The organism is Rhizobium binae, from assembly GCF_017357225.1.
In the GTDB taxonomy this organism is placed as follows: Bacteria; Pseudomonadota; Alphaproteobacteria; order Rhizobiales; family Rhizobiaceae; genus Rhizobium; species Rhizobium binae.
In genome coordinates this window covers 85,253-110,615 of record NZ_CP071611.1, presented here as the reverse complement: position 1 = coordinate 110,615, position 25,363 = coordinate 85,253, and the positions used below count along the sequence as shown (strand labels likewise).

20 protein-coding genes are annotated in these 25,363 nt (G+C 61.3%); 14 read left to right on the top strand and 6 right to left on the bottom strand.

Going from position 1 to position 25,363, the window contains the following annotated elements; translation table 11 throughout:
* The first annotated feature begins 46 nt into the window (after nt 1-46).
* Genes J2J99_RS33345 through atzF form a run of 6 tightly spaced genes read left to right on the top strand, consistent with a single transcriptional unit; the run spans nt 47 to nt 8,524 of the window.
* Complete coding sequence (locus J2J99_RS33345) at nt 47-865, top strand: ABC transporter permease (protein ID WP_168296240.1); 819 nt, start codon at nt 47-49, stop codon at nt 863-865.
* Complete coding sequence (locus tag J2J99_RS33340; RefSeq protein WP_168296239.1) at nt 862-1,692, top strand: ABC transporter ATP-binding protein; 831 nt, start codon at nt 862-864, stop codon at nt 1,690-1,692. The genes J2J99_RS33345 and J2J99_RS33340 overlap by 4 nt, the downstream gene beginning before the upstream one ends.
* Nucleotides 1,689-2,510: an urea amidolyase associated protein UAAP1 gene (locus J2J99_RS33335; protein WP_168296238.1), complete on the top strand. Its 822-nt coding sequence runs from the start codon at nt 1,689-1,691 to the stop codon at nt 2,508-2,510. Before J2J99_RS33340 ends, J2J99_RS33335 begins: the two co-directional genes overlap by 4 nt.
* A gap of 11 nt (nt 2,511-2,521) precedes the next feature.
* A complete protein-coding gene (locus J2J99_RS33330; protein ID WP_168296237.1) occupies nt 2,522-3,172 on the top strand; it encodes an urea amidolyase associated protein UAAP2 in 651 nt (216 codons plus the stop codon).
* A gap of 3 nt (nt 3,173-3,175) precedes the next feature.
* Nucleotides 3,176-6,715, top strand: coding sequence for an urea carboxylase (gene uca / locus J2J99_RS33325; protein ID WP_168296236.1), 3,540 nt, complete (start codon nt 3,176-3,178; stop codon nt 6,713-6,715).
* 3 nt (nt 6,716-6,718) lie between these two features.
* Nucleotides 6,719-8,524 (top strand): allophanate hydrolase, encoded by a 1,806-nt coding sequence (gene atzF, locus J2J99_RS33320; RefSeq protein ID WP_168296235.1) that lies wholly within the window; start codon nt 6,719-6,721, stop codon nt 8,522-8,524.
* Between the two features lie 177 nt (nt 8,525-8,701).
* Here the strand turns inward: atzF and J2J99_RS33315 are convergent, their stop codons facing one another.
* Complete coding sequence (locus tag J2J99_RS33315) at nt 8,702-9,097, bottom strand: VOC family protein (RefSeq protein ID WP_168296234.1); 396 nt, start codon at nt 9,095-9,097, stop codon at nt 8,702-8,704.
* A 154-nt stretch (nt 9,098-9,251) separates the two neighbouring features.
* Here J2J99_RS33315 and J2J99_RS33310 point away from each other — a divergent pair, with 154 nt between their 5' ends.
* A complete protein-coding gene (locus tag J2J99_RS33310; protein WP_168296233.1) occupies nt 9,252-9,761 on the top strand; it encodes a GNAT family N-acetyltransferase in 510 nt (169 codons plus the stop codon).
* A gap of 90 nt (nt 9,762-9,851) precedes the next feature.
* On the opposite strand, the gene J2J99_RS33305 is transcribed toward J2J99_RS33310, so the two are convergent.
* Together J2J99_RS33305 and J2J99_RS33300 are read right to left on the bottom strand one after the other, a co-directional pair.
* Nucleotides 9,852-10,925, bottom strand: a complete 1,074-nt coding sequence (locus tag J2J99_RS33305) for a Gfo/Idh/MocA family protein (protein WP_168296232.1) — start codon at nt 10,923-10,925, stop codon at nt 9,852-9,854.
* 10 nt (nt 10,926-10,935) lie between these two features.
* The gene (locus J2J99_RS33300; RefSeq protein ID WP_168296231.1) at nt 10,936-11,946 is read right to left on the bottom strand and encodes a Gfo/Idh/MocA family protein; all 1,011 of its coding nucleotides are present in this window, start codon (nt 11,944-11,946) and stop codon (nt 10,936-10,938) included.
* Between the two features lie 364 nt (nt 11,947-12,310).
* Here J2J99_RS33300 and J2J99_RS33295 point away from each other — a divergent pair, with 364 nt between their 5' ends.
* Nucleotides 12,311-13,471 carry a fumarylacetoacetate hydrolase family protein gene (locus J2J99_RS33295; protein ID WP_168296230.1) on the top strand — a complete coding sequence of 387 codons (1,161 nt, stop codon included), beginning with the start codon at nt 12,311-12,313 and terminating at the stop codon, nt 13,469-13,471.
* On the opposite strand, the gene scpA is transcribed toward J2J99_RS33295, so the two are convergent.
* Nucleotides 13,472-15,610 carry a methylmalonyl-CoA mutase gene (scpA, locus tag J2J99_RS33290; protein ID WP_168296229.1) on the bottom strand — a complete coding sequence of 713 codons (2,139 nt, stop codon included), beginning with the start codon at nt 15,608-15,610 and terminating at the stop codon, nt 13,472-13,474. It abuts the gene before it with no gap.
* Nucleotides 15,611-15,690: 80 nt separating this feature from the next.
* Nucleotides 15,691-16,893 (bottom strand): MFS transporter, encoded by a 1,203-nt coding sequence (locus J2J99_RS33285; protein WP_168296228.1) that lies wholly within the window; start codon nt 16,891-16,893, stop codon nt 15,691-15,693.
* Between the two features lie 353 nt (nt 16,894-17,246).
* Here J2J99_RS33285 and J2J99_RS33280 point away from each other — a divergent pair, with 353 nt between their 5' ends.
* The 4 genes from J2J99_RS33280 (at nt 17,247) to repC (ending at nt 21,837) form a co-directional block, all read left to right on the top strand.
* The gene (locus J2J99_RS33280; RefSeq protein WP_168296227.1) at nt 17,247-17,705 is read left to right on the top strand and encodes a helix-turn-helix domain-containing protein; all 459 of its coding nucleotides are present in this window, start codon (nt 17,247-17,249) and stop codon (nt 17,703-17,705) included.
* Nucleotides 17,706-18,088: 383 nt separating this feature from the next.
* On the top strand, nt 18,089-19,303 hold the full coding sequence (repA, locus tag J2J99_RS33275; protein ID WP_168296226.1) for a plasmid partitioning protein RepA: 1,215 nt from the start codon (nt 18,089-18,091) through the stop codon (nt 19,301-19,303).
* 42 nt (nt 19,304-19,345) lie between these two features.
* On the top strand, nt 19,346-20,395 hold the full coding sequence (gene repB, locus J2J99_RS33270) for a plasmid partitioning protein RepB (RefSeq protein WP_168296225.1): 1,050 nt from the start codon (nt 19,346-19,348) through the stop codon (nt 20,393-20,395).
* Nucleotides 20,396-20,544: 149 nt separating this feature from the next.
* Entirely contained in the window at nt 20,545-21,837 is a 1,293-nt protein-coding gene (repC, locus tag J2J99_RS33265) for a plasmid replication protein RepC (RefSeq protein ID WP_168296224.1), read from the top strand.
* A gap of 311 nt (nt 21,838-22,148) precedes the next feature.
* Here the strand turns inward: repC and J2J99_RS34430 are convergent, their stop codons facing one another.
* Nucleotides 22,149-22,382 (bottom strand): hypothetical protein, encoded by a 234-nt coding sequence (locus tag J2J99_RS34430; RefSeq protein ID WP_246638512.1) that lies wholly within the window; start codon nt 22,380-22,382, stop codon nt 22,149-22,151.
* A 292-nt stretch (nt 22,383-22,674) separates the two neighbouring features.
* Between J2J99_RS34430 and J2J99_RS33255 the strand changes: the two genes are divergently transcribed.
* Both J2J99_RS33255 and J2J99_RS33250 read left to right on the top strand, forming a co-directional pair.
* A complete protein-coding gene (locus tag J2J99_RS33255; protein WP_168296223.1) occupies nt 22,675-23,241 on the top strand; it encodes a sugar transferase in 567 nt (188 codons plus the stop codon).
* Between the two features lie 123 nt (nt 23,242-23,364).
* Nucleotides 23,365-25,359 carry a polysaccharide biosynthesis protein gene (locus tag J2J99_RS33250; RefSeq protein ID WP_168296222.1) on the top strand — a complete coding sequence of 665 codons (1,995 nt, stop codon included), beginning with the start codon at nt 23,365-23,367 and terminating at the stop codon, nt 25,357-25,359.
* Nucleotides 25,360-25,363: the final 4 nt, after the last annotated feature.

Sequence of the window (25,363 nt, the reverse complement as noted above, 5' to 3'; positions counted from 1 at the left end):
GCGTGGCTTGCCCACGCCGCCATCCTTCATCTGCGGAGCTTTTCTCATGCGTTGGATCAACACGAGACCGAGCCGGGGCGCGCAGCTTGCGTTGACGCTGTTGCCCTTCGTGCTGCTAATCGTCGCCTATGCTTTCGGCTCGGCGGCGCGACTGGCGGAAAACACCAATGACAAATTGCTGCCGGGTTTCGCAGATTTCGCCGATGCGATCAATCGCCTGGTCTTCGTCGCTGATCCGCGCACCGGCGAATACCTGCTCTGGTCTGATACGGCGGCGAGCCTGGTACGGCTGTTTGCCGGTCTCGGCATTTCCACTGTCACCGCACTCGTCATCGGCATGCTGATCGGCATGCTGCCTTACCTCCGGGCGCTCCTCTCCCCCTTCGTCGCCGTTATCTCGATGGTGCCGCCGCTGGCGCTGCTACCGATCCTGTTCATCGTCATGGGGCTTGGAGAAGCCTCCAAGATCGCACTCATCGCGATCGGCGTCGCGCCGACGATGATCCGAGACCTTGCGCTGAAGGCACTGGAACTGCCGCGCGAACAGATCGTCAAGGCAGAGACGCTCGGGGGCTCCTCGTGGCAGATCGGCCTTCGCGTCGTGTTGCCGCAGATCCTGCCGCGGCTCATCACCTGTCTCAGGCTTCAGCTCGGTCCTGCCTGGCTGTTCCTGATTGCGGCCGAAGCGATCTCGTCGGATTCCGGCCTTGGCTACCGTATCTTCCTCGTGCGCCGCTACCTCTCCATGGACATGATCTTTCCCTATGTCGTCTGGATCACGCTGCTCGCCGTGGTCATGAATTACATCCTCGATCGCATCCGCGTCGCTCTCTTCCCATGGTCGGAGCTGGAGAAGCAGGCATGAGCGAGCTGGTGATCGAAAGGGTCTGGAAGGAATATGGCGACCAGATCGTGCTTGAGAACGTGTCGCTGACCGTTGCCTCACGCGCTTTCGTCGCCCTTGTCGGCCCGTCCGGCTGTGGCAAGACGACATTCCTGCGCATGCTCCTCGGCCAGGAACGACCGACACGGGGCGCCATCCGGCTTGACGGTGAACCGTTGCCGCTCGAGCCGGGGCCGGATCGCGGCGTGGTTTTCCAACGCTACTCCGTCTTCCCGCATCTGACCGTCCTCGGCAATGTGCTGCTCGGCCGCGAATTTTCTGCGGCGCGCTGCAAGGCAAAGCTTTTCGGCGCCGCTCGCCGCAGCGCGGTCGACGAGGCGCGGCGGCTGATCGGCGAAGTCGGCCTTACCGGCGCCGAGGATAAATACCCGGCACAGCTTTCCGGTGGCATGCAGCAGCGCCTGGCGCTGGCGCAGGCGCTCATCATGAAGCCGAAAGTGCTGTTGCTCGACGAGCCATTCGGGGCGCTGGACCCCGGCATTCGCGCCGAAATCCATACCTTGATGAAGCGGCTCTGGCACGAAACGCAGATGACCGTCGTCATGGTGACGCACGACATGCGCGAGGCCTTCACGCTGGCGACGCGGGTCGTCGCCTTCGAGCGGCGGCGTAACCGCCCGGAGGAGAAGGAGCGCTACGGCGCGACCATCACCAAGGACATTTCCATCTGGCCGCCCAGGCTTGCCGGCGCGCCGTCCATCTTCAGCCCCGACCGGGACGGCCCGGTCATTTCTCTGGGCCATCGCCGGGACGACCCGGCTTCCAGTCCGTCAGGAGAAAAACCATGATGCATGTCAGACGCTCGCCCGAAGAAATCGCCGCCAACAGGCAGCGTTACGAGGAACATCAGAAGAAGGGGCTGGAGTTCGCGCCGAAGGCCCTGCCGGCCCCGAGCCCGCTGCCCGCCCCTGCAATCGATGCGGCCGCGATCATTCATCAGGAGACCATCCCCGGCGGCTGGTACTGGTCGACTATGCTGAAGCGCGGCGAAGCGCTCCGCATCGATCAGGGGGAAGGCGGAGCGACCGTGGCGCTGGTCGCCTGGAACGCCGTTGACACGAGCGAAAGGCTCAATCTCGCAGATACGGTCAAGGTTCAGTGGACGACTGCGCTCGGCAAGGGCCGTGTCATCTTTTCAGATATGGGCCGGGTGATGTTTTCGCTGATCGAGGACAGTTCCGGTGCTCATGACTGCCTGATGGGCGGCTCGACGGCGGCCTCGAACGCCATAAAATATCCTGGCGTCAAAACCCGCAACACCCGCGACAATCTCGTGCTCGTTGCCGGCAAGCTCGGGCTCGCCAGGCGTGATATTCCGTCGATCCTCAATCTCTTCGCTCCTGTCCGCGTCGGCGACGACGGCGGCTTCAACTGGCGCGGCAAGCTTTCCAACAGCGGCGATTATGCCGAACTGCGCGCCGAAATGGACATGATCGTCGGATTTTCCAATTGCCCGCATCCGCTTGATCCTGACCCAGTCTACGCGCCGAAGCCGGTGATCGTGACGCGCTTTCGCGCAGCCGCGCCCGCTCTCGATGATCTCGCGCGCACGGCAACCGCCGAAGCCATTCGCGGCTTCGAGAACAACGCCGCGATGTTGGCCTGAGGGAGATGACGATGACCGATTTCATCAACACTGCCGCATCGCGCAGCCTCGAAACCGCCGTGCAGGATCATTTCATCCCGGCCGAAGCGCCGTGGTCCGGCATCGTGCGCAAGGGGCAGACGATCCGCATCGAAGACAGCTACGGCCAGCAGGCGATCGACACGCTGTTTTATCGCGCCGATGACTTTGCCGAACGCTATTCCAACCAGGACACGATGCGGGCGCAGGGCGGAGCCTATATCGGCGTCGGCACGCAGATCATCTCGAACGAGGGCAATGTCATGCTTGTCATGACGGCCGACAGCTGCGGCCGGCACGATACCTCCGCCGGAGCCTGCTCGTGCGAAAGCAACACGGTGCGCTTCGGCCACGGCACCAAATACCTGCATGCCTGCCGCGACAATTTCGTGCTCGAGGTCAGCAAACACGGCATGAGCAAGCGCGATATCGTGCCGAACATCAACTTCTTCATGAATGTCCCGATCAAGCCGAATGGCGAGATGACCATCGTCGACGGTATTTCCGCGCCCGGCGACTATGTCGAGCTGGTAGCTGAAATGGACGTGCTCTGCGTCATCTCCAACTGCCCGCAGATCAACAATCCCTGCAACGGCTTCGATCCGACACCGGTCCGCGTGCTGGTCTGGGACGGCGAGGACTGATCGATGTTCGCCAAGGTTCTCATCGCCAATCGCGGCGAAATCGCCATCCGTATTATCCGGACATTGAAGAAGATGGGTATTGCCTCGGTTGCCGTCTATTCCGATGCCGATCGCTTCTCGAAGCCGGCGCTGCTCGCCGACGAAGCCGTGCGCCTTGGACCGGCGTCCGCGGCCGGAAGCTATCTGAACGTCGATGCCGTCATCGCCGCATGCAAAGCGACGGGTGCAGAGGCCGTGCACCCCGGCTATGGCTTCCTCTCGGAAAATATCGGCTTTGCAGAGCGGCTCGCCGCAGAAGGCATCGCCTTCATCGGTCCGCGACCGGAGCATCTGTCGGCTTTCGGCCTGAAGCACACGGCGCGTGAATTGGCAAAAGCGAGCGGCGTGCCGCTGCTGCCCGGCACCGATCTGCTGCGCAGTGTCGAAGATGCGCTCCTGGCCGCCGAGACCGTCGGTTATCCCGTCATGCTGAAAAGCACGGCCGGCGGCGGCGGTATCGGCATGCAGCTCTGTGCCGACGCGACCGGTCTCAAGACCTCTTTCGAAAGCGTGCAGCGGACGGCGCGGGCCAGCTTCGGCGACGCGCGTGTCTATATCGAGCGTTTCGTTGCCGAAGCACGCCATGTCGAGGTGCAGATCTTCGGCGACGGCCAGGGCAGAGTGATCGCGCTCGGAGAGCGCGACTGCTCGCTGCAAAGGAGAAACCAGAAAGTTGTCGAGGAAACGCCTGCCCCCGGCCTGTCCGCGGAAACACGCGCGCGGCTGCACAAGGCGGCGGTGGATCTGGGAAGCTCGGTCTCTTATGAATCGGCCGGCACGGTCGAATTCATCTACGATCCGCTCCGGGAGGAATTCTATTTCCTTGAAGTCAATACCCGCCTCCAGGTCGAGCACCCCGTCACCGAAGCCGTCTTCGGTATCGATCTCGTCGAATGGATGATCCGGCAGGCGGCGGGCGAGGACGTGCTCTCGGGCGCTGGAGCGCTGACCCCGAAGGGTGCGGCGATCGAAATGCGCATCTATGCAGAGATGCCGCATGCCGATTTCCGCCCGAGCGCCGGACTGCTTACCGAGGTCGTCTTTTCCGAGGATGCCCGCATCGACGGTTGGATCGAGACCGGAACCGAGGTGACCCCCTTCTATGACCCAATGCTTGCCAAGCTGATCGTGGCGGCCGACGATCGGCCTGGCGTGATCGAGAAGCTGAAGGCAGCACTTGCTGCGACGGCGATATCAGGCATCGAGACCAATCTTGATTATCTCCGGGCGATTGCCAATTCCGAAATGCTTGCCGGCGGCAAGGTGGCCACGACGGCGCTGCGCGACTTCGCCTTCGTTCCCGATATCATCGAGGTTATCGCACCCGGGGCGCAGTCGAGCATTCAGGAACTGCCGGGCCGGCTCGGCCTTTGGCACGTCGGCGTGCCGCCGAGCGGGCCGATGGACGAGCGCTCCTTCTGCCATGCCAACCGCCTAGTCGGCAATGCCGACGAGACGGCCGCACTGGAACTGACGGTTTCCGGTCCGACCCTGCGATTTTATGCCGATCAGACGATCGCCCTCGCCGGCGCGCGGATGGCGATGACATGCGATGGGATCAGGCTTCCCCACGACGAGCCGGTCTTGATCCGGGCGGGCCAGGTGTTGTCGGTCGGTACGATCGAAGGGCCTGGACAGCGCGCCTATCTCGCCGTTGCAGGCGGTTTTGCCGCGCCTGTCGTGCTTGGCTCGCGGGCGACTTTCGGCCTTGGCCAGTTTGGCGGCAACGCCACCGGCACACTCAAGACCGGGCATGTGCTGCATTTCGCCCGGCATGCCCCGGTGGAACCGGCCAAGCCCGCCGCCGAGCCGGCGACCTTGTCCCGAGAATGGGATGTCGGCGTCGTCTACGGTCCGCATGGCGCCCCGGATTTCTTTCAGAATGGAGATATCGAGACACTGTTCTCCGCAACGTACGAAGTGCATTTCAACAGCGCCCGCACCGGGGTGCGCCTTATCGGCCCCGCCCCGCTTTGGGCACGCCGTGACGGTGGCGAGGCAGGGCTTCACCCGTCCAACCTGCACGACAACGCCTATGCGATCGGAGCGATCGATTTCACCGGCGATATGCCGATCATTCTCGGGCCTGACGGTCCGAGCCTCGGCGGTTTCGTCTGCCCGGCGGTGATCGCGCGTGACGAGCAATGGAAGATGGGGCAGTTCAAGCCGGGCGACCGTATCCGTTTTCACGCCGTGGCCCGGCCGACAGATCCGATCGCCGGCCCGGCGGTGCGACGGCCCACGGAAGCGACGGGTTCGCCAATCGTCGGCGTCAGCGAGGAAGGTCCGGTTCCGGTCGTCTATCGCCGCCAGGGCGACGACAATCTGCTCGTCGAATATGGGCCGATGACACTCGACATCGCGCTCCGGCTGCGGGCTCATCTGCTGATGCAGGCTGTCGTCGAGGCCCGCCTGCCCGGTATCGTCGATCTGACGCCAGGCATCCGCTCGCTGCAGATCCATTATGATGGCACGCAGCTGACGCGTCGGCGCCTGCTCGGGCTGCTCTGCGAGATCGAGACCACGCTGCCGGCAGCACAGGAGGTCAAGGTGCCGAGCCGTATCGTGCACCTGCCGCTGTCGTGGAACGATCCGGATGCGGAGCTTGCCATGCGCAAGTATCAGGAACTCGTCCGCCCAAATGCGCCATGGTGCCCTGATAACATCGAGTTCATTCGGCGCATCAACGGTCTTCCCGACCAGCAAGCCGTCCGAAATATCGTCTTCGACGCGAGCTACTTCGTCCTGGGCCTCGGCGATGTCTATCTCGGCGCTCCGGTTGCGACCCCGATTGACCCGCGCCATCGTCTCGTCACGACAAAATACAATCCCGCCCGCACCTGGACGCCGGAAAACGCGGTCGGTATCGGCGGGGCCTATATGTGCATCTACGGCATGGAAGGACCGGGCGGCTATCAGCTCTTCGGCCGTACCATCCAGGTCTGGAACACGTGGCGGGAAACGCCGGCCTTTGCGAGGGGCAAGCCCTGGCTGCTGAACTTCTTCGACCAGATCCGTTTCTTCCCGGTGAGCAATCAGGAGCTGACGGAGGCGCGCGCCGCCTTCCCGCACGGAGGCTATCCCGTTCGGATCGAGGAGACGGAATTCTCCTATGCCGCCTACGAGAGGGAATTGCAGGCGAACGCGGCGTCGATTGGCCGCTTCAAGGCAACACAGCAAGCCGCCTTCGATGCTGAACGCCAGCGCTGGAAGGACGCCGGGCTCGACAGCTTTGTCACCGACGAAGGCACGGGCGAAAGCCCGGACGGGGATATTCCCGACGGCTGCTTCGGGGTCGCCAGCGCCGTACCCGGCAACATATGGAAATTGCTGGTCGAGCCGGGCGCGCCGGTTGCGGCTGGCGATACACTCGCCATCATCGAATCGATGAAGATGGAAATCAATGTCACCGCCCATGCGGCAGGCCGCGTCCGCGACCTGCGCGCCGGGCCGGGACGAAACGTCAAAGCGGGCGACATCATTGTTGTTCTGGAGGAGTGCTGACCCATGCTGCCGACCATTCTCGATCTCTCAAGCCTCCGCGCGGCCTATCAATCCGGCCTGACGCCGCTCGACATCATCGAAGAGGTGATTGCCCGCCGTGCCGCTTCGAAAGATCCGGCAATATTCATTACCGTGGTGCCGGATGAAGAGTTACGCTCTGCCGCCAAAGCTCTGATGGTGCGCGCGCCTGAAGCAAACAGCCTGCCCCTTTGGGGCGTGCCTTTCGCGGTAAAGGACAATATCGATGCCGCCGGTCTGCCGACGACCGCCGCCTGCCCAGCCTATGAGTATCGGCCAGACGTCGATTCCACGGTCGTTGCAAGGTTGAAAGCAGCCGGCGCCATCATCATAGGCAAGACCAATCTCGACCAGTTCGCCACCGGCCTCAATGGCACGCGCTCGCCCTATGGGGCGCCACGTTCGGTCTTCGATGCGGCCTATATATCCGGCGGCTCGAGCTCGGGCTCAGCGGTTACGGTTGCCTCCGGCCTCGCCGCCTTCGCGCTCGGCACAGATACGGCGGGCTCCGGCCGTGTGCCGGCCGCTTTCAACAATCTGGTGGGCATCAAGCCGACGCCGGGGCTTCTCCCGAATACCGGCACTATTCCGGCCTGCAGGAGCCTCGACTGCATCACGATCTTCGCCCCGACCGTCGGCGACGGCGTCGCGATCCGCAAGGTCGCGGAGGGATTTGACGCTGCCGATCCTTTCTCGCGTCGAGCCGAGCCGGCGAAGCTGCCGGTGTCGGGGTTGCGGATCGGCGTCCTGACCGGCGGGGAGCGGGAATTCTTCGGCGACAAGGGGGTAGAGGCACTCTACGACCAGTCGATCGAGCGGGCGAGAACACTGGGCGCGACCATTGTCCCCTTCGATTACACACCCTTCCGCGAGGCCGCCGCCCTCCTCTATGATGGGCCATGGGTCGCCGAACGCCTGGCGGCGGTCGAGCCCTTCCTTGCCACGAACGCAGCCGATTTCGACCCGACGGTACGGGGGATCATCGAAGGCGCCAGGAGCCGCACCGCGGTCGACGCCTTCAATGGCCGATATCGGCTGGAAGAACTGCGCCGGAAGACTGAAGCCGAATGGGGAAAGGTCGACGTGCTTCTGCTGCCGACTGCACCGACCACCTACACGGTCGTCGATATGCTCGCCGATCCCGTCGTGCTGAACGGCCGTCTCGGGCGCTATACCAATTTTGTCAACTTGCTTGATTGCGCGGCGATCGCCGTTCCGGCAGGCTTCGCGGAGGGCGGTCTGCCCGGCGGCATTACCGTGATCGCGCCCGCTTTCACGGACGATGCTCTGGCGCCACTTGCCGATGCGCTGCACCGGGCTGCGACATCAGGCATGGGCATCGACCGGCAAGCGGCGATCCCTGACGCGAGCCGCGTTGCGGCTGCTGATGACGGCTTCGTCGAGATTGTCGTGGTTGGTGCGCACCTGACCGGCATGCCGCTCAATCACGAGCTGACCGACACCGGCGCGCGGCTGGTCAAGACCTGCCGCACGACCGGCGACTATCGTCTCTTCGTGCTGCCGGGCACGGTGCCGCCGAAGCCGGGTCTCATCCGCGAAACTGACTATCGGGGCTCCGGTCTGGAGGTTGAGGTCTGGGCCATGCCTGCCGATGCTTTCGGGCGTTTCGTCCAAAAGATCCCGGCTCCGCTCGGTATTGGAAAAGTGGCGCTCGACGACGGTACGAGCGTTTCCGGTTTTCTCTGCGAGGCTCATGCGGTGAGCGGCGCCGAGGACATCACGTCACTCGGCGGCTGGCGAACGTATATTCGCGGCAAATTGGCCGGTTGAGCATGCTCAGAAGAATGATGGCGTTGTTTGCGCGGCTTCTGCATCGTTCCTTAAAACGGAATCGATGCAGCGTCCTTTGCGCACGTTTTCAGACGCGCAGCGCATTCGTCGCCCTTCTTCTGAACGGGCTGGTCGCACGAACCGAGGCGATCGGCAGGCCGGGCGGCCACTGACGGCTTACGGTTTCTCTGCGAGTTCGATCTGAATGCCATCGGGGTCGCGGAGAAAGGCAACCTTATGCAGAACTTCGGCATTGACAGCCAGCCGCGGTCGCTCCTTGACCTGGACGCCGGCCTGTTCCAGCCGGGCGAATGTCTCATCGACACTTTCGAACAGGAAGGTGAGATGCCGTAGCCCTGCCGTGCCCTCGGGAACGTCAACTGCCCTTGCTGCACCACCGGCCGGCGCGACGATTTCCAGCATGCCGCCGCCGGCATCGAGAAAGGCGATCCGAGAGCCGTCGGCCATCGTCTTTCGCAGATGCAGGCGCAGGCCGAGCAGCCCGCAGTAAAAATCGATCGTGCGGTCCATGTCGCTGACCGTCATGCCGACATGTTCGAAGGATTTCAGCATGGGTGCTTCTTTCGTTTGCGGATGAGAACGGATTTCGGCGGCGGCTTCAAATTTTAAGGATGAGCGGGATTGTCGGAGGTCGCAAACCGGTGGTCGCTTGCGCTCTCTTGGTTTCGCCACTAGGTCGTCGTCGAAAGACGGGGCCACCAAAGTCATGCATATTCGAAGAGCGGTAGCTGCCGACGCGGAGCAACTGTGCAGTCTCCTGAATGAAATCATTGTGGCCGGTGGAACGACCGCGCTCGAGACACCGCTGACGGCCGCTGAATTCGCAGATTGGTTCATCGATGGCGAGTTTGCCCTTGTCTGCCACGTGGCCGCGCATGATCGGTCGCTTGCTGGCTTTCAGTCGCTGAGCTTGTATGGCGATCCGCCGAAAGGTCATGCCGACATCGCAACATTTGCCCGCATGAGCCCGAAGATTTCCGGCGTCGGCAGCGCCGTTTTTGCAGCGACGCAGGCGGCCGCCGAAGAGCTCGAGCTCGAATTCATCGATGCGACCATTCGTGCCGACAATGTCGGCGGTCTTGCCTATTACGCGAAGATGGGTTTCGAGCTCTATGACAGGCTTGTCCAGGTTCCGCTTCTGGACGGAACACCTGTCGATCGGATCAAGAAACGGTTCAAGGTGGATGCCGGGCGCCGCCCGACATCCTCTCGTTGATTGTGCCGAAGACCTCGTCGGAATGATCCGACGTTCGAAGCTTCGCCCTATCAGGCCTACCGTCGTCTCGCAGAGCCCGGCAGCCACGCGCTATTCTTGAGGAAGCCAGGAGCGGTAGAGCGGATGATCGGCGGCAATCGGCATCGGTGTCGGCTTGCCGGTGCGCTGCGAGAAATAGGCAGCTGTCACCAGTTCCAGTGAGTTGCGGGCATCCTGCAGCGTCACCGGCGGGTCCTTGCCCTCGATGATCGCCTTGTGGAAGAGCTCGAACTGGCGGGTATAGCCGTCCTCGCCCGGCACGTAGGCGGCCAGCGCCTCGTCGATCCGCGCCTGGTGTTCCTCCGTTCCCGCCGTGAAGACCCAGGGGTCGCGGCCCATCGTGTAGGGTTCGAGTATGCTTTCAGCGACGAGATCGCTGAAGCAGAAACGCAGCCGCGAAATCTCCTTGCGGGAGCCAAGTGTCATCGACAGCGTCGCCAGCGAGCCGTTCTGCATCTTCACTGAAAGCGCCGCCGTATCCTCGACCTCGATCGGGTTGACCAGCGTCGCCCCATAGGAAAATACCTCGGCACAGGGGCCATGCACGTAATTCAGCATGTCGTGGGCGTGGATCGCGTGGCCGAGAAGACCGCCGCCGAGCTCGGTCGCCCATTTGCCGCGCCACGGGACGGCATAATAGTCCGGGCCGCGCCACCAATGGGTCTCGATCGTCGTCAGGAATGGTTTGCCGGCGAGGCCGCGCTCGATCAACAGCTTCAGTTTCTGCAGGCCGGAGCCGTAGCGATACTGGAAGATCGGCATCAGCTTCCTGCCGGGGAAACGGGCGAGGATGCGCTCCATCTCGTCGACCTCGGCGATTGAGCCGAAGAGCGGCTTCTCGCAGATCACGTGCTTGCCCGATTCGATGCCCTTGCGGCAAAGCTCGAAATGCGAGCTCGGCGGCGTTGAAATATCGATGATGTCGAGATCGTCGCGGGCAAACAGCGAATCCGCATCCTGCGTATATTCACCGATGCCGAACTCTTCGCATAGCGCTTTGCCACGATCCTCATCGAGCGAGCATAGAACGGGAACGTCGAAAAGATCCTTGTTCCAGCCGAAGCCGGTCAGATGCCGCGCGGCAATGCCTGCGCCGATGACGCCGACGCGCAATTTCCTGGTCATGTTTTCCTCCTCAGCGAGCGCCGATGCGCGCGGCTTTCGTCTGGGCTTCGAGCGAAAGGCGGCAGACTTCGAACACGTGGTCCTGCGTCATTGCCGTCTGCGTGCGGTTGCTGACATCAGCGGTGAAAGCATCGAAATAATCGAGTTTCTCGCTGCTGCAATCGATATGGGTCATTTCCTTGCCGTTGACGAGGAAGAGGTGATCCTTGCCTGGCCGGCCGGCGATGTCGATATATTTGCGCAGCTCAATATAGCCCTCGGTGCCGAGGATGGTTAGGCGTCCGTCGCCCCAGGTCGGCAGCGCCTCCGGCGTGAACCAGTCGACCCGGACGTAACCCGCCGCCTTGTCGGAGCGCAGAAGCACTTCGCCGAAATCCTGGAAAGCGGGTTTGTCGGGCATGCCGAAATTGCCGATCGAGCTGGCGATGACCTCGCCCGATGTCGAGCCGGTATAGAACAGGAATTGGTCCACCTGATGCGAGGCGATGTCGACGATGATGCCGCCGAAGGCTTCCGGATCGAAGAACCAGTCGGGCCTTGTCGGCAGCTGCAGGCGGTGTGGGCCGACGCCGAGCGTCTGGATCACCTTGCCGATCGCGCCTTCGGCGACGAGCTTGCCGGCCTTGACGGCGGAGCGCACGCAATGGCGCTCGGAAAAGCAGATCGAAAAGATCTTGCCGGTTTCGGCGACGGTGCGCTTGACCTCCTCGAGCTGGGCGAAGGTCGTCACACCGGGCTTGTCGGTCATCACGTCCTTGCCGGCTTTCATCGCGCGGATGGCAAGCCCGGCGCGGTCGCGCGGGATCGCGGCAATGCAGATGACATCGATCGACGGATCGTCGAACAGCTTTTCCCGATCGATCTGCGGCGCATCGGGATAGTTCTTCTCGAACGCCTCACGCAATGCCGGCACCGAAGTCTGCGGGCAGTAGCCGACGAACTCGCCACCCGCGGCCAGCAATCCCTTCACGTGATCGAATGTATGCCCATGGTCGATTCCGACGACGGCAAATCTCAACATCGCTGCAATATCCTCCCGGGATTTCCTGAGCACCGGCTGGCGCCGGCATCCTCCATGTCGGGCAAAACAGATAACGAAACTTGTCTCCTGTCAAGGCGGGATCGAGGCTGAAAGTGCGTGGCAATATATGTAAATATATGAAATTACAAAGATATTTTGTATCTAAATAGTTATTTACTGGTTTCTGGCGGCGTTTGCCGGCAAGCCGCTCATTCGATCCGATTGGACGAAAGTCTTTTTCTTCAGCATCTCTTGCCCTGTCTGCGCGAATGTGGTCGATTTCAGCCGCTGCCGGCTTGGAGGGTGGCGCCATCTCGGAAATTTTCAAAGCACACGCCCTGCTTGCCTGTGACGGAGGATCACCATGTCTCATTCCCTTCTCGATGCCGCTGCCTCGGCTGGTCTTTTCGTCGGCCGCGTCTGGAGCCCCGAGGCTGCCGGCCCGAGCATCGTAACGCTTCGCGAGGGGATGCTGGTCGACATTACCTCGCGCGACGCGCCGACGCTGAGCGCCCTGCTCGAAAAACAGGATGCCGCCGGCTTCGTCCGCGCCGCAAAGGGCAAGGCGGTCGGCTCCTTGGAGGAGATCGCCGGCAATAGTACGGGAGCGCCGGACACGGCGCGTCCCTATCTACTGGCGCCCGCCGATCTGCAGGCGGTCAAGGCCTGCGGGGTTACCTTCGCCCAATCAATGATCGAGCGCGTCATTGAGGAGAAGGCGGCCGGCAATCCCGATCGCGCCGCCTCGATCCGCGAACGCGTCAGCACGCTGATCGGCGGCAGCCTCACCAATCTCAGGGCCGGTTCGCCCGAGGCCGCCAAGGTCAAGCAGGCCCTCATCGACGAGGGCATGTGGTCGCAATATCTGGAAGTCGGAATTGGCCCCGATGCCGAGGTTTTCACCAAGGCGCCCGTGCTGTCTTCCGTCGGCTGGGGTGCGGATGTCGGTCTGCATCCGATCTCGACCTGGAACAATCCCGAGCCGGAAATCGTGCTTGCGGTCAACGGCCGCGGCGAGATCAAGGGCGTGACGCTCGGCAACGACGTCAACCTGCGTGACGTCGAGGGCCGCTCGGCGCTGCTACTCGGGAAGGCCAAGGACAATAACGCCTCCTGCTCGATTGGTCCTTTCGTCCGCCTGTTCGATGCCGGTTACGATCTGGATAACGTGCGCAAGGCCGAACTTGACCTGAAGGTCACCGGTCGAGATGGCTTCGTGCTCCATGGCAAGAGCTCGATGTCGCAGATCAGCCGCGATCCGACCGATCTCGTCAAACAGACGCTCGGGTCCCATCATCAATATCCCGACGGGTTCATGCTCTTTCTCGGCACGCTGTTTGCACCGACGCAGGATCGCGACGCGCCGAAGCAGGGCTTCACGCACAAGATCGGCGATGTCGTCGAGATTTCCTCGGCGGGGCTCGGCGCTCTCGTCAATACCGTGCGCCTCTCCACCGAATGCCCGCCCTGGACCTTCGGCATTTCGGCGCTGATGGGCAATCTGGCGAAGCGCGGATTGCTGTAACTACTGGTTCCGCCGCCTGCCCTGCAGCAGGTCGAGGACGGAATTGGCCGCCTCGAGGACGTTTGTGCCCGGACCGAACACTGCCGCAACGCCGTGTTCGTGCAGGAACTCATAGTCCTGCCGCGGGATGACGCCGCCGCAGACGACGATGATATCGCCACCGCCCTTTTCCCTCAGCCTGTCGACCAGCTGCGGCAGCAGCGTCCGGTGACCGGCCGCTAAGGACGAGACGCCGACGACGTTGACCTTTTCGCCGACCGCCATCTCGACTGCCTCGTCCGGCGTCTGAAACAGCAGACCGGCGAGCACATCGAAGCCGATATCGCCGAAAGCCGAGGCGATAACCTTGGCGCCCCGGTCATGCCCGTCCTGGCCGAGCTTGGCGACCATGATTTTCGGCCGGCGCCCCATCGCTTCCGTGACCTCCGTCATGCGCTCCTTGAGGACGGCGAGTTCTGGCTCGTTATCATAGGCCTCGCCATAGATGCCCGTGATGACCTCGGGTGTTGCGGCATGGTCGCCGAAGGCAGCGCGCATGGCGTCCGATATCTCGCCGACGGTGGCCCGGGCCCGGGCCGCTTCGATCGCGGCTTCGAGCAGGTTGCCGCGGCCGCTGCGCGCGGTCTCGGCCAGGACGGCCAGCGTTTCGCGCACGGCGTTGCCGTCGCGGCGGCGCTTGGTTTCCTCGATGCGTTTGATCTGCGCAATGCGCACCGCGCTATTGTCGATCTCCAGAATGTCGATCGGCTGCTCGTTGTCGAGCCTGTAGCGATTGACGCCGACGATGACTTCTTCGCCCTTGTCGACAGCAGCCTGGCGGCGCGCGGCCGCTTCCTCGATCAGCCGCTTCGGCAAGCCCTCATTGACGGCTTTCGTCATGCCGCCGAGTGCTTTCACCTCCTCGATCAGCGCCCAGGCCTTGTCGGCAAGTTCCTTTGTCAGGCTCTCGACATAATAGGAACCTGCCAGCGGATCGACCACCTTGGTCACACCGGTCTCATGCTGGAGGATCAGCTGGGTGTTGCGGGCGATGCGGGCGGAAAATTCCGTCGGCAGCGCGATCGCCTCGTCGAAGGAATTGGTGTGCAGCGACTGCGTGCCGCCGAGCACGGCCGACATCGCCTCGAAGGCGGTGCGGACGATGTTGTTATAGGGATCCTGCTCCTGCAGCGAGACGCCGGAGGTCTGGCAATGGGTGCGCAGCATCAGCGAGGATGCCATCCTCGGCTGAAACTCCTCCATGATCCGGGTCCAGAGCAGCCGGGCGGCGCGGAGTTTTGCCGCCTCCATAAAGAAATTCATGCCGATCGCGAAGAAGAAGGAGAGCCTTCCGGCAAAATCATCGACGTTGAGACCCTTGGCGATCGCGGCCCTGACATATTCGCGGCCGTCGGCCAGCGTAAAGGCCAGTTCCTGGACGAGCGTCGCGCCGGCCTCCTGCATGTGGTAGCCGGAGATCGAGATCGAGTTGAATTTCGGCATTTCCCTTGCGGTATATTCGATGATGTCGGCAACGATCCGCATCGAGGGCTCGGGCGGATAGATATAGGTGTTGCGGACCATGAACTCCTTGAGAATGTCGTTCTGAATGGTTCCCGACAGCTCGGCCCTCGGCACGCCCTGCTCTTCGCCGGCGACGATGAAGGAGGCGAGGATCGGAATGACGGCGCCGTTCATGGTCATCGAAACCGACATGTCGCCGAGCGGAATGCCGTCGAACAGGATCTTCATGTCTTCGACGCTATCGATTGCAACGCCCGCCTTGCCGACATCGCCTTCGACGCGAGGATGATCGCTGTCATAACCGCGATGGGTGGCCAGATCGAAGGCGACCGACAGGCCCTTCTGGCCGGCGGCCAGATTGCGACGGTAGAAGGCATTCGATTCCTCTGCCGTGGAGAAGCCGGCATATTGGCGGATCGTCCATGGCCGGCCGGCATACATCGTGGCGCGCGGGCCGCGGGTAAAAGGCGAAAAACCGGGAAGCGAGCCGAGGTGGGCAGCGCCTTCGAGATCTTCGGCCGTGTAGAGCGGCTTGACGGCAATGCCTTCCGGCGTCTGCCAGGTCAGCGTTTCGGGCGAGGCACGCAGCTCCTTCTGCGCAAGCTCCGCCCAATCCGACAGCGTCTTCTTCGTCATGCTTTCCTCCGGCTCATTCATCGCACCTTATCATTTCACAGGCGCCTGATGCGATACAGCCTTAGAAGAATTAGATGGCCTCAGGCCCGCTTTTGCTTCGGGATGCGCGGCAGCAAGATCGTCAGCAGGCCGAGCAATGGCAGGTAGGAGCAGACGCGGTAGACGAAGTCGATGCCGTGCGTATCGGCAAAATCACCGAGCAAAGCCGCACCAAGCCCCCCTGCCCCGAACGCGAAGCCGAAGTAAACGCCGGCAATCAGACCGACGCGGCCGGGCACCAGCTCCTGGGCAAAGACGACGATCGCCGAAAATGCCGAAGCGAAGATCAGGCCGATGACGACGCTGAGCACGCCCGTCCAGAAAAGATTCGCATACGGAAGCAGCAATGCGAAGGGAATGACGCCGAGGATCGAAAACCAGATGACGAAACGGGCGCCGAAGCGATCGCCGATCGGTCCACCGAGGAAAGTGCCGACGGCGACCGAGCCGAGGAACAGGAAGAGCATCAGCTGCGCCTGCTGCACGCTGAGTTCGAACTTGTCGATGACATAGAAGGTGAAGTAGCTGGATACGCTCGCCATGTAGACATTCTTCGTTGCCGTCAGCAGCACGAGGATCAGCAGCGCCCAGACGACTCTGTTCTGCGGCAGCGGCAGGGTTCGACTGACGGCAGGCCTGCTGGCGTTCTGGCGCCTATGGCTCATGTACCAGTTGCCCACCCAGCTCAGTACGATCATGCCGACCATGGCGATGGCGGCAAACCAGGAGACGCTGTGCTGCCCGAGCGGCAGCACGATGAAGGCGGCGAGCAGCGGACCGATCGCCTGGCCGGCATTGCCGCCGACCTGGAAAAAGGACTGCGCAAAACCGTGGCGACCGCCGGAGGCAAGACGGGCAACACGCGAGGACTCCGGATGGAAGACCGCCGAACCGAAGCCGATCAGGCTTGCTGCCAGCAGCAGCAATGCGAAACTGCTGGCGTTGCCGAGCAGAATGAGACCGCAAAAGGTGCTCGCCATGCCGACCGGCAGAGAATAGGGCATCGGCCAGCGATCGGTGACGATCCCGACCATCGGCTGTAGCAGTGAAGCGGTGACCTGAAATGTCATGGTAAGGAGGCCGATCTGCACGAAGTCCAGGTCGTAATTTGCCTTGAACAGCGGGTAGAGCGAGGCGAGCAGCGACTGCATGATGTCGTTCAGCATATGACAGAAGCTGACCGCCATCAGAATGGACATCGTCGTTTTTTCGAAACGCGGCGCGCCTTCGGCAACGGTTGCCATCAATATCTCTCCTGAACGGGCACGATCGGTGCCGTACTGCGTCGTTTTCTATGGATTTGCGGCGATCGGGGCTGGCAAGACTGTCGAGCGACGGTCGCTGAAAAGCATTTAACCCACGCCTGGCCGCAATCACCAGCCCGGTTTCTCCAGGATTGGTACGGCTTTTGTTCGATTTTGCTTCGGTCGAGCGGGTTCTTGCACGCTCGCCCGTCTTTGCGATGGGGGTTTTCATACCACAGTCAGCCGGGATCATCGCATATGTCGTTTGCTATGTGAAAACACCCGTGGCAAACCACTCACAGGGGCACTACAGCTAGCCCAGGTTGAAATGCAATCGAGGCTGAAAATACGCGATGAATGTCAAGACACCAAATGCCATAGACAGCTATGTCGGAGCGCGCATCAGAACGCGGCGGCAATTGCTCGGAATGAGCCAGGAGCGGCTTGCCGAGCAGATCGGCGTGACCTTTCAGCAGGTTCAGAAATACGAGAAGGGCATCAATCGCATCGGCGCGAGTCGATTGCAGCGGATCGCCGAGGTGCTTCACACGTCACCGAGCTTTTTTTTCGAGCAGGGCGACTCCGAGCGGTTGGCGGTGCGAGGGCTGGGTGGACCGAACCATACCGATCCGGTTGCCGAATTCCTGCAAACCAAAGAGGGACTGGTGCTCAATCGTGCCTTTCTGAAGATCGCCGATCCCGACATCCGTGAAACGATCATCGCACTGGTGACGGCGATGGGCCAGGCGGAAAGCCGCGGTCCGACAGCCGCGGCCTCCACCGCGGATATCTCCCATCCGCTCGGGGAGTAAACGGACAGACCGGCAACTCTCGTGTGAGTTCAGATCTAGGTCATTTGCCAAGCCGCGGCTGGCCGGCCAGCCGCGGCACGCCTTTCTGGCATGCGACGCTCCATCGTCCCGACGGGCCGGGCTTACGTCAAAGGTTTGCATGCTCGACGTTGCGATTTCGGTACAATGCCATTGTTGCAGCCTGGCCTCGTCCGATTCGGCCTGTGAATGCGCGATTGCCGTACGGACCAAGGGTCCGCTCGCTTGGGCAAGTGCTTGAAAAAGATTGGACAACTTCTTCATAGGGTCTTGTTAACCCTATTTGCCTTGCCACTCCTCCAGAATCGGCGCTAAATGCGGTTTCAAAGCGCGTAGAGCTTTTAAATCGCATTTTCGAGATTTCCATGAATATGGCACCGCAAATAGAGAAAGCAATTTCCGAGGTCGATCAGTTGATCATCGGTCAGGCGCAGGAACTATCCGACAAGCTGAAGCAGCATCGACTCGAGATGTTTCCGCCGCGCGCGCTGAAGGGGCTCAGGGAATTTCAGCTTGCCGAAGTGGCGCGGTTTCTCGGCGTGACCAGCGGCTATCTTCGCAATCTGTCGCTGGAGGGCAAGGGTGCCCTCCCCCAGGTTACGCCGTCGGGCCGTCGGTCCTACACCGCGGAACAGATGGAGGAGATGCGCGCCTTCCTCGAGCACAATGCTCGCGCCGGAACACATTATGTGCGCCATCGCCGCGGCCACGAACATCTGCAGGTCGTCGCCGTCGTCAACTTCAAGGGCGGTAGCGGCAAGACGACAAGTGCGGCGCATCTTGCCCAGCACCTCGCCCTGACAGGTCACCGCGTCCTTGCCGTCGATCTCGACCCGCAGGCGTCTCTCTCGGCCATCCACGGCTTTCAGCCGGAGTTCGACGTCAACGAGAACGAGACGCTCTACGCCGCCATTCGCTACGACGATCGGCGGAGGCCGCTGCGGGAGGTGATCCGGCCGACCAATTTCCCGAACCTTCATTTGGTGCCGGGCAACCTCGAGCTGATGGAATTCGAGCATGACACGCCCCGGGTCCTCGCTCAGGGCAAGGCAGGCGACTATGGACGCGTCTTCTTCGCGCGGCTGGACGAGGCGCTTTCTTCGGTCGCCGACGACTACGACGTCGTCATCATCGACTGCCCTCCCCAACTCGGCTTTTTGACGATGAGCGCCATTTGCGGCGCGACGGCGGTCCTGATCACCGTTCATCCGCAGATGCTCGATGTCATGTCGATGTGCCAGTTCCTGCAGATGCTTGGTGAAGTGCTGAACACGCTGAAGGGCGCCGGCGGCAACATGCACCTCGACTGGCTGCGGTATCTCGTGACCCGCTACGATCCACAGGATGGGCCGCAGACACAGATGGTCGCCTTCATGCGGTCGATGTTCAAGAACCACGTGCTCACCAATCCGATGTTGCGCAGCGTGGCGATTTCAGATGCGGCGATGACCAACCAGACGCTTTATGAGGTCGAGCGAAGTCAGTTTACCCGGGCGACCTACGACCGCGCCATGGAGGCAATGGATGCGGTCAACACCGAAATTGTCGATCTGATCCACAAGGCGTGGGGGCGGAAATGATCAGGAAGTTTACTGCGGTAAACAGGGGCGGGGAGATGGCTGATGGCGCGTAAGAATCTCCTTTCTGGCCTGATGGACGACTCCAAGAAGTTTACTGCGGTAAACAACGAGGATGAGCCGACCCATCGCGATGAGAGGCAGCACATCACCTATAAAGGGATCGGCGCTCTCGGGGCCGTCACGCGCAGCATTGATGCACTGGCTGCGAAGGCGGATGCCGCCAAGGTGATCGAAGAGCAGTTGGCGAGCGGCGAGACGGTGGTCGATCTCGATCCCGGGCTGATCGAAGATTCCTTCGTGACGGATCGGCTGGTCCATACCGACGAGCAGTTCCGCGAGCTGGTCGAGGCGATTCGTCTGCGCGGCCAGGATTCGCCGATCCTCGTGCGTCCGCATCCCGAGAAAGACGGCCGATATCAGATCGCCTTCGGGCATCGCCGCGCCCGCGCTGCAAAAGAGCTCGGCCGGCCCGTCCGCGCGGTGGTCAAGAAGCTAGACGATCGCGACCACGTCATTGCTCAGGGACAGGAGAATTCGGCGCGCGCCGATTTGTCCTTCATCGAGAGGACGATGTTCGCCGACCGGCTCGACACGTTGGGCTTCGACAGGGATACGATCATGTCGGCCCTCGGCGCCGACAAGACCACGGTTTCCAAGATGCTGTCCGTCACCAAGCGGATTCCAGCCGAAGTCTTGGCTGCGATCGGCGCGGCCAAGACCACCGGCCGTGACCGCTGGCATGATCTTTCTGTGAAATTCGAGACAGAAAACATCGCCGCTCGGGCGATCGAGTTCACCAGGTCGGTGGAGTTCGAGACGGCGGAGCCGGATGCCCGCTTCGACATGCTCGTTGCCTTCATCAGCAGGAAGCATCAACCCTCGTCCACCGCTGCGCTTCAGCCCGTAGCTCGCGCTTGGCAGCGCCAGGACGGAGCCGTCAAGGCGAAGATCAAGGATGATGGAAAGCAGTTCACCATCGCGCTGAAGGCAGAAAAGGCATCCGCCTTTGGAGCCTACATCGCCAGCAATCTGGATCGCCTCTACGAGGCGTTCGAGAAGACACAGGATTCGACGAAGAACGGAGATCAATAAGCAAAAGAAAAGGCCCCCGAACGTTGCCGTCGCGGAAGCCCTCTCTGATCTAGACACCCAGAGAATCACATTTCCGCGAATCATAGTCAAGAGTCTTTGGCACCGAATTTGGTGAGCCGTGATCTTTTGCCTTGAAGAAGGCGAAGAAAATGGAAAGTGGAAATGTGACGACGCCCTTCGGGCGGCGGCTGATGACGTTTGGCATGTTGGCAAGCCAGGCGGCGGCCCGAAGAATCGAGCCCGGCCAATCGATCGACAAGTGGAAACTCTACCGCGCCCTGTGTGAGGCCAAGCCGCTGCTCGGCATCACCGACCGGGCGCTCGCCATCCTCAACGCGCTGCTAAGCTTTTATCCCAAGGGAGAGCTCTCCGAGGACAATGGGCTTGTCGTATTCCCGTCCAACGCCCAGCTCTCCCTGCGCGCGCATGGAATGGCGGAGCAGACGATCCGCCGTCACCTGGCGAGCCTGGTCGAGGCTGGGCTGCTCATCCGCAAGGACAGCCCGAACGGCAAGCGTTATGCCCGCAAGGAGCAGGGTGGGGACATCCGCGAGGCATTCGGCTTCTCATTGGCGCCGCTGCTCGCGCGCGCGGACGAGATCGAGCGACTGGCGGCAGAGGTGGCGGCCGAACGATTGTATCTTCAACGGCTCAGAGAGCGCCTGACGCTATGCCGTCGCGACGTTGCCAAGCTCATCGAGATGGCGCTGGAAGAGGGGGTCGCCGGCGACTGGGGTCGGATCCATCTGCATTTCCGCGATATTGTCGAACGACTGCCACGCTCGCCATCGGCTGCCCAGATCGCCGCCGGGCTCGACGAATTGGAACTGCTGCGCGACGAAATTACCAATCAGTTGGAACTGCACGAAGAAACACGAAATCAAAGCGGCAATGCCCCACATTATGAGCGGCACATACAGAATTCAAACCCACATTCCATCACTGAATTTGAACCAAGCTTCGAAACGAAGCAGGGCGCAACGGCGGACGATCGATCGGCAGGTCGGGCCGAACCGGCAGCCCGAATGCAGAAAGTGGAAGAGACGAACGGCCAGGTCCGGGATGCCAGATCTGCCTCCGTCGGCAGCGGCGGGCTCAAATCCTTTCCGCTGGGCCTGGTGCTGCAGGCCTGCCCCGAGATCGCGGCCTACGGACCGCAGGGCTCGGTTGGCTCCTGGCGCGATCTGATGGCAGCGGCGGTGGTCGTTCGTTCGATGCTCGGGGTCAGTCCGTCGGCCTACGAACAGGCTTGTGAGATCATGGGGCCTGAAAATGCGGCCACCGTCATCGCTTGTGTCCTCGAAAGGTCAGGGCACATCAACTCCGCCGGCGGCTATCTCCGCGACTTGACGCGCCGTGCCGAAAGGGGAGAATTTGCCATCGGACCGATGTTGATGGCGCTTGCCCGCACCAATTTGCCGATCAGAGGCAAAACGGGATGAAGTTCCAAGCGGTATTCGCCGCGGGAACTTATAGTTAACGAAGGGTGACGGAACTAAAGGGGGAGATAGCTTCTCATTGGTGCCTTCTCCCTTCAAGATCACCAGGTTAGCCACTTCCGCTTGGCAGGCGAGGGGAGAGGAAAATCTCATGGCCTAGGAGCGCCGCATGTAACCCTTGAAACTGAGGAACCCGCCCAGCGCCCCGGTCGCCAGTGCGGCGGCGACTACGGAGGTGCGACCGCTGGAAATAGTCGAACCTACCGCAATCGCTATTTGCGGCAGGACGATCCGGACGGCGCCACCGATTGTCATCAACCAACCCAGTGCTGTAATGACGACCCGCCAGTCCATCTGCCACCTGTTGTGCAGGTTGACAATGCCAGACCGCCCAGCATCGACAGGAATCCGGACAGGTAGAGTAAGATGCCGGCGTGCAGCCCTTCGGCGATTATAGTCTGGTACAGGCCGAGATTGAGCATCATCCCCAGCGAGACGGCGACGAATGTCGGCCCCAGAAGCTTGGCGAGAAATAGCGATCGTTCCAAGAGAGGTCCTCCGTTCTCCGCAGATCACTGGATGTATAGATGTAGCGCAGCACCTAAATGCGAGGCCCGTCTGTCGGTTCCAAGAAGGATTTGCCGGGAGGCGTCAAGGCGTCAGCGGTCCTCCTAAGCACAGGCACATATTGGTCTCTCGGGTTTGAAACGATAAACTAAGCCAGAGTTCCCTTGAGGAAACGATGCCGACTGGAGTTGACGCGAAACTCGTTTTTGACGATACGGCGCGGTGGGGTGGATGGCGAAATCCCCTGACGAGACAATGGAACAAGTGCGGAGCATGGGTTTGAAACGGGCAGTCGATATTGTTCTGGCTGTGGTCACGTCGGTCATCCTGTTTGTTCCGATCCTTGTCGTCGCTCTCTGTGTGCGACTGACCTCACCGGGGCCAATCCTCTATTGGTCAAAACGTGTCGGCCGCTTCAACCAGATCTTCCTGATGCCGAAATTTCGCAGCATGCGCGTCGACACGCCGACGGTTGCTACACATCTGCTCGAAAATCCCGATCGGTTTTTGACGCCCATCGGTTCGTTTCTGCGCAAATCCAGCCTCGACGAATTGCCGCAACTCTGGTGCATTCTGGGGGGCAGGATGAGTTTCGTCGGGCCTCGGCCGGCGCTCTACAATCAGTACGATCTGATCGAATTGCGGACGGCCCACGGCGTCGACCAGCTCCTGCCCGGATTGACCGGGTGGGCTCAGATCAACGGCCGTGACGAATTGCCGATTCCGGACAAGGTGAAATTCGACGTCGAATATCTTCAGCGGCGCTCGATCGGCTTCGACATGCGCATCCTGTTTTTGACCGCCGGGAAGGTTATCCGCCGCAAGGGAATAAAGCATTAAATTACCTACTTCTGATAGATAAGTGCTGCGGAAGACCTTGAGTTCCGATTATTTCAGTTGCGCTCGTTGTAGAAAATGACAAGAAGGTGATTGTCTGATTGATCTGCGAGACGCTGGGAAGCAATGCCTGAAAATACCCCCACTGAGACGCCACGCTCAGCATGGTTCTTAGTGCCGATGCAGGCGCTCGTCGCCCCGCTGCTGGCGATGCCGCGTGCTGCCAAACGCGCTCTCGCCTTGCTGGTGGATTCAAGCTTTTGCGTCCTGACGATCTGGCTGGCCTATTGCTTCCGCCTGAACGAATGGACGGTGCTGACCGGCGTGCAGTGGTTGCCGGTCTTCGTCTCCCTGTGCATGGCCCTTCCCATCTTCATCGTCATGGGCATGTATCGGGCAATTTTCCGTTACGCCGGTCTTGCCGCTTTCATCGCGGTTCTGAAGGCTATTGCGATCTACGGCGTCGCCTTCATGACGATATTTACGGCGCTGAGCGTCCCGGGCGTTCCGAGAACCGTCGGTATTCTGCAGCCTTTCCTGCTGCTGATTGCGATCGGATTGTCGCGGTTGAGCATCCGTTATTGGCTCGGCGATACCTATCAGCGTATCCTTCACCAGAATACGCTCGCCAAGGTGCTGATCTACGGAGCAGGGAATGCCGGCCGACAACTCGCCGGTGCTCTGACGAACAGCGCCGAACTCAATGTCGTCGGCTACCTTGATGATGATCCGCGTCTTAAGGGCGGCATCATGGGCGGGCTGCCGATCTACGACCCGTCCGACCTTCCGGTGCTCGCCGAAGCTCTTGGCGTGCACAACGTGCTTCTTGCTCTGCCATCGGCATCGCGGCAGCGGCGCAATGAAATCCTCGAGCGCATCCGCAAGGCCAGGGTGAATGTTCGGACATTGCCGGACCTCACGGCGCTTGCTCAGGGCCGTGTCGCCGTCTCGGACATTCGTGAGTTGGAGATCGAAGACCTGCTGGGCAGGGAAGCAGTGGCGCCGCGGCAGGAATTGCTCGACAAGGCGATGCGCAACAAGGTGGTGATGGTCACGGGGGCCGGCGGTTCGATCGGCGGTGAACTCTGTCGCCAGATTCTGCGCAATGCGCCTTCGAGTCTAATCCTCATCGATCAGAATGAGTTCGCGCTTTATAATATTCACGCCGAGTTGCTGAAGCTGGCCGAACTTTACAAGCACGAAAGCCTGCAGATCGTTCCGATCCTTTGTTCCGTCCGCGACCAGGATCGGATGGAACATATTATGCAGAGCTGGCGGCCTCAGACGCTCTATCATGCTGCTGCTTACAAGCATGTGCCTCTCGTCGAACACAATGCCGTGGAAGGCATCAAGAACAACGTCATGGGGACGCTCGCCACCGCACGGGCGGCGAATAAATGCGGCGTCTTGAATTTCGTGCTGATCAGCACGGACAAAGCCGTGCGTCCGACGAATGTGATGGGCGCCAGCAAGAGGCTGGCGGAGATGGTTCTGCAGGCGCTTGCCGCAGAACCGGCCGTTGACAGAGTACGCACGAATTTCTCGATGGTCCGGTTCGGAAACGTCCTCGGTTCCTCCGGATCCGTCGTGCCGCTGTTCCGGCAGCAGATCAAGGAAGGCGGGCCAGTTACCTTGACGCACCCGAAAATAACCCGCTACTTCATGACCATTTCAGAGGCCTCGCAACTTGTCATTCAGGCGGGCGCCATGGCCGAAGGCGGGGATGTTTTCCTGCTCGACATGGGCGAGCCCGTCCGCATCGCAGATCTCGCCCGCAAAATGGTCGAGCTCTCGGGATTGACCGTCCGCGACCAGGATAATCCCGAGGGGGACATCGAGCTTTCCGTTACCGGCCTGAGGCCAGGCGAGAAGCTTTATGAAGAACTGTTGATCGGGGATAATCCTGAGACAACCGAACATCCCAGGATTATGAAGGCTCGTGAGGATTTCCTGTACTGGCCCGAGCTTTCAAAGAGACTCAGCTCGCTCAATGCGGCGTTGGATCGAAACGATATGGTCGCGGCACGCGCGACCCTCGCAGAACTTGTCTCCGGCTATTCCTCAACCGGTGAGGTGTCGGATCTTGCCTTCACCGGCGCCGAAACCACTACGGCAGCCTGAAGCC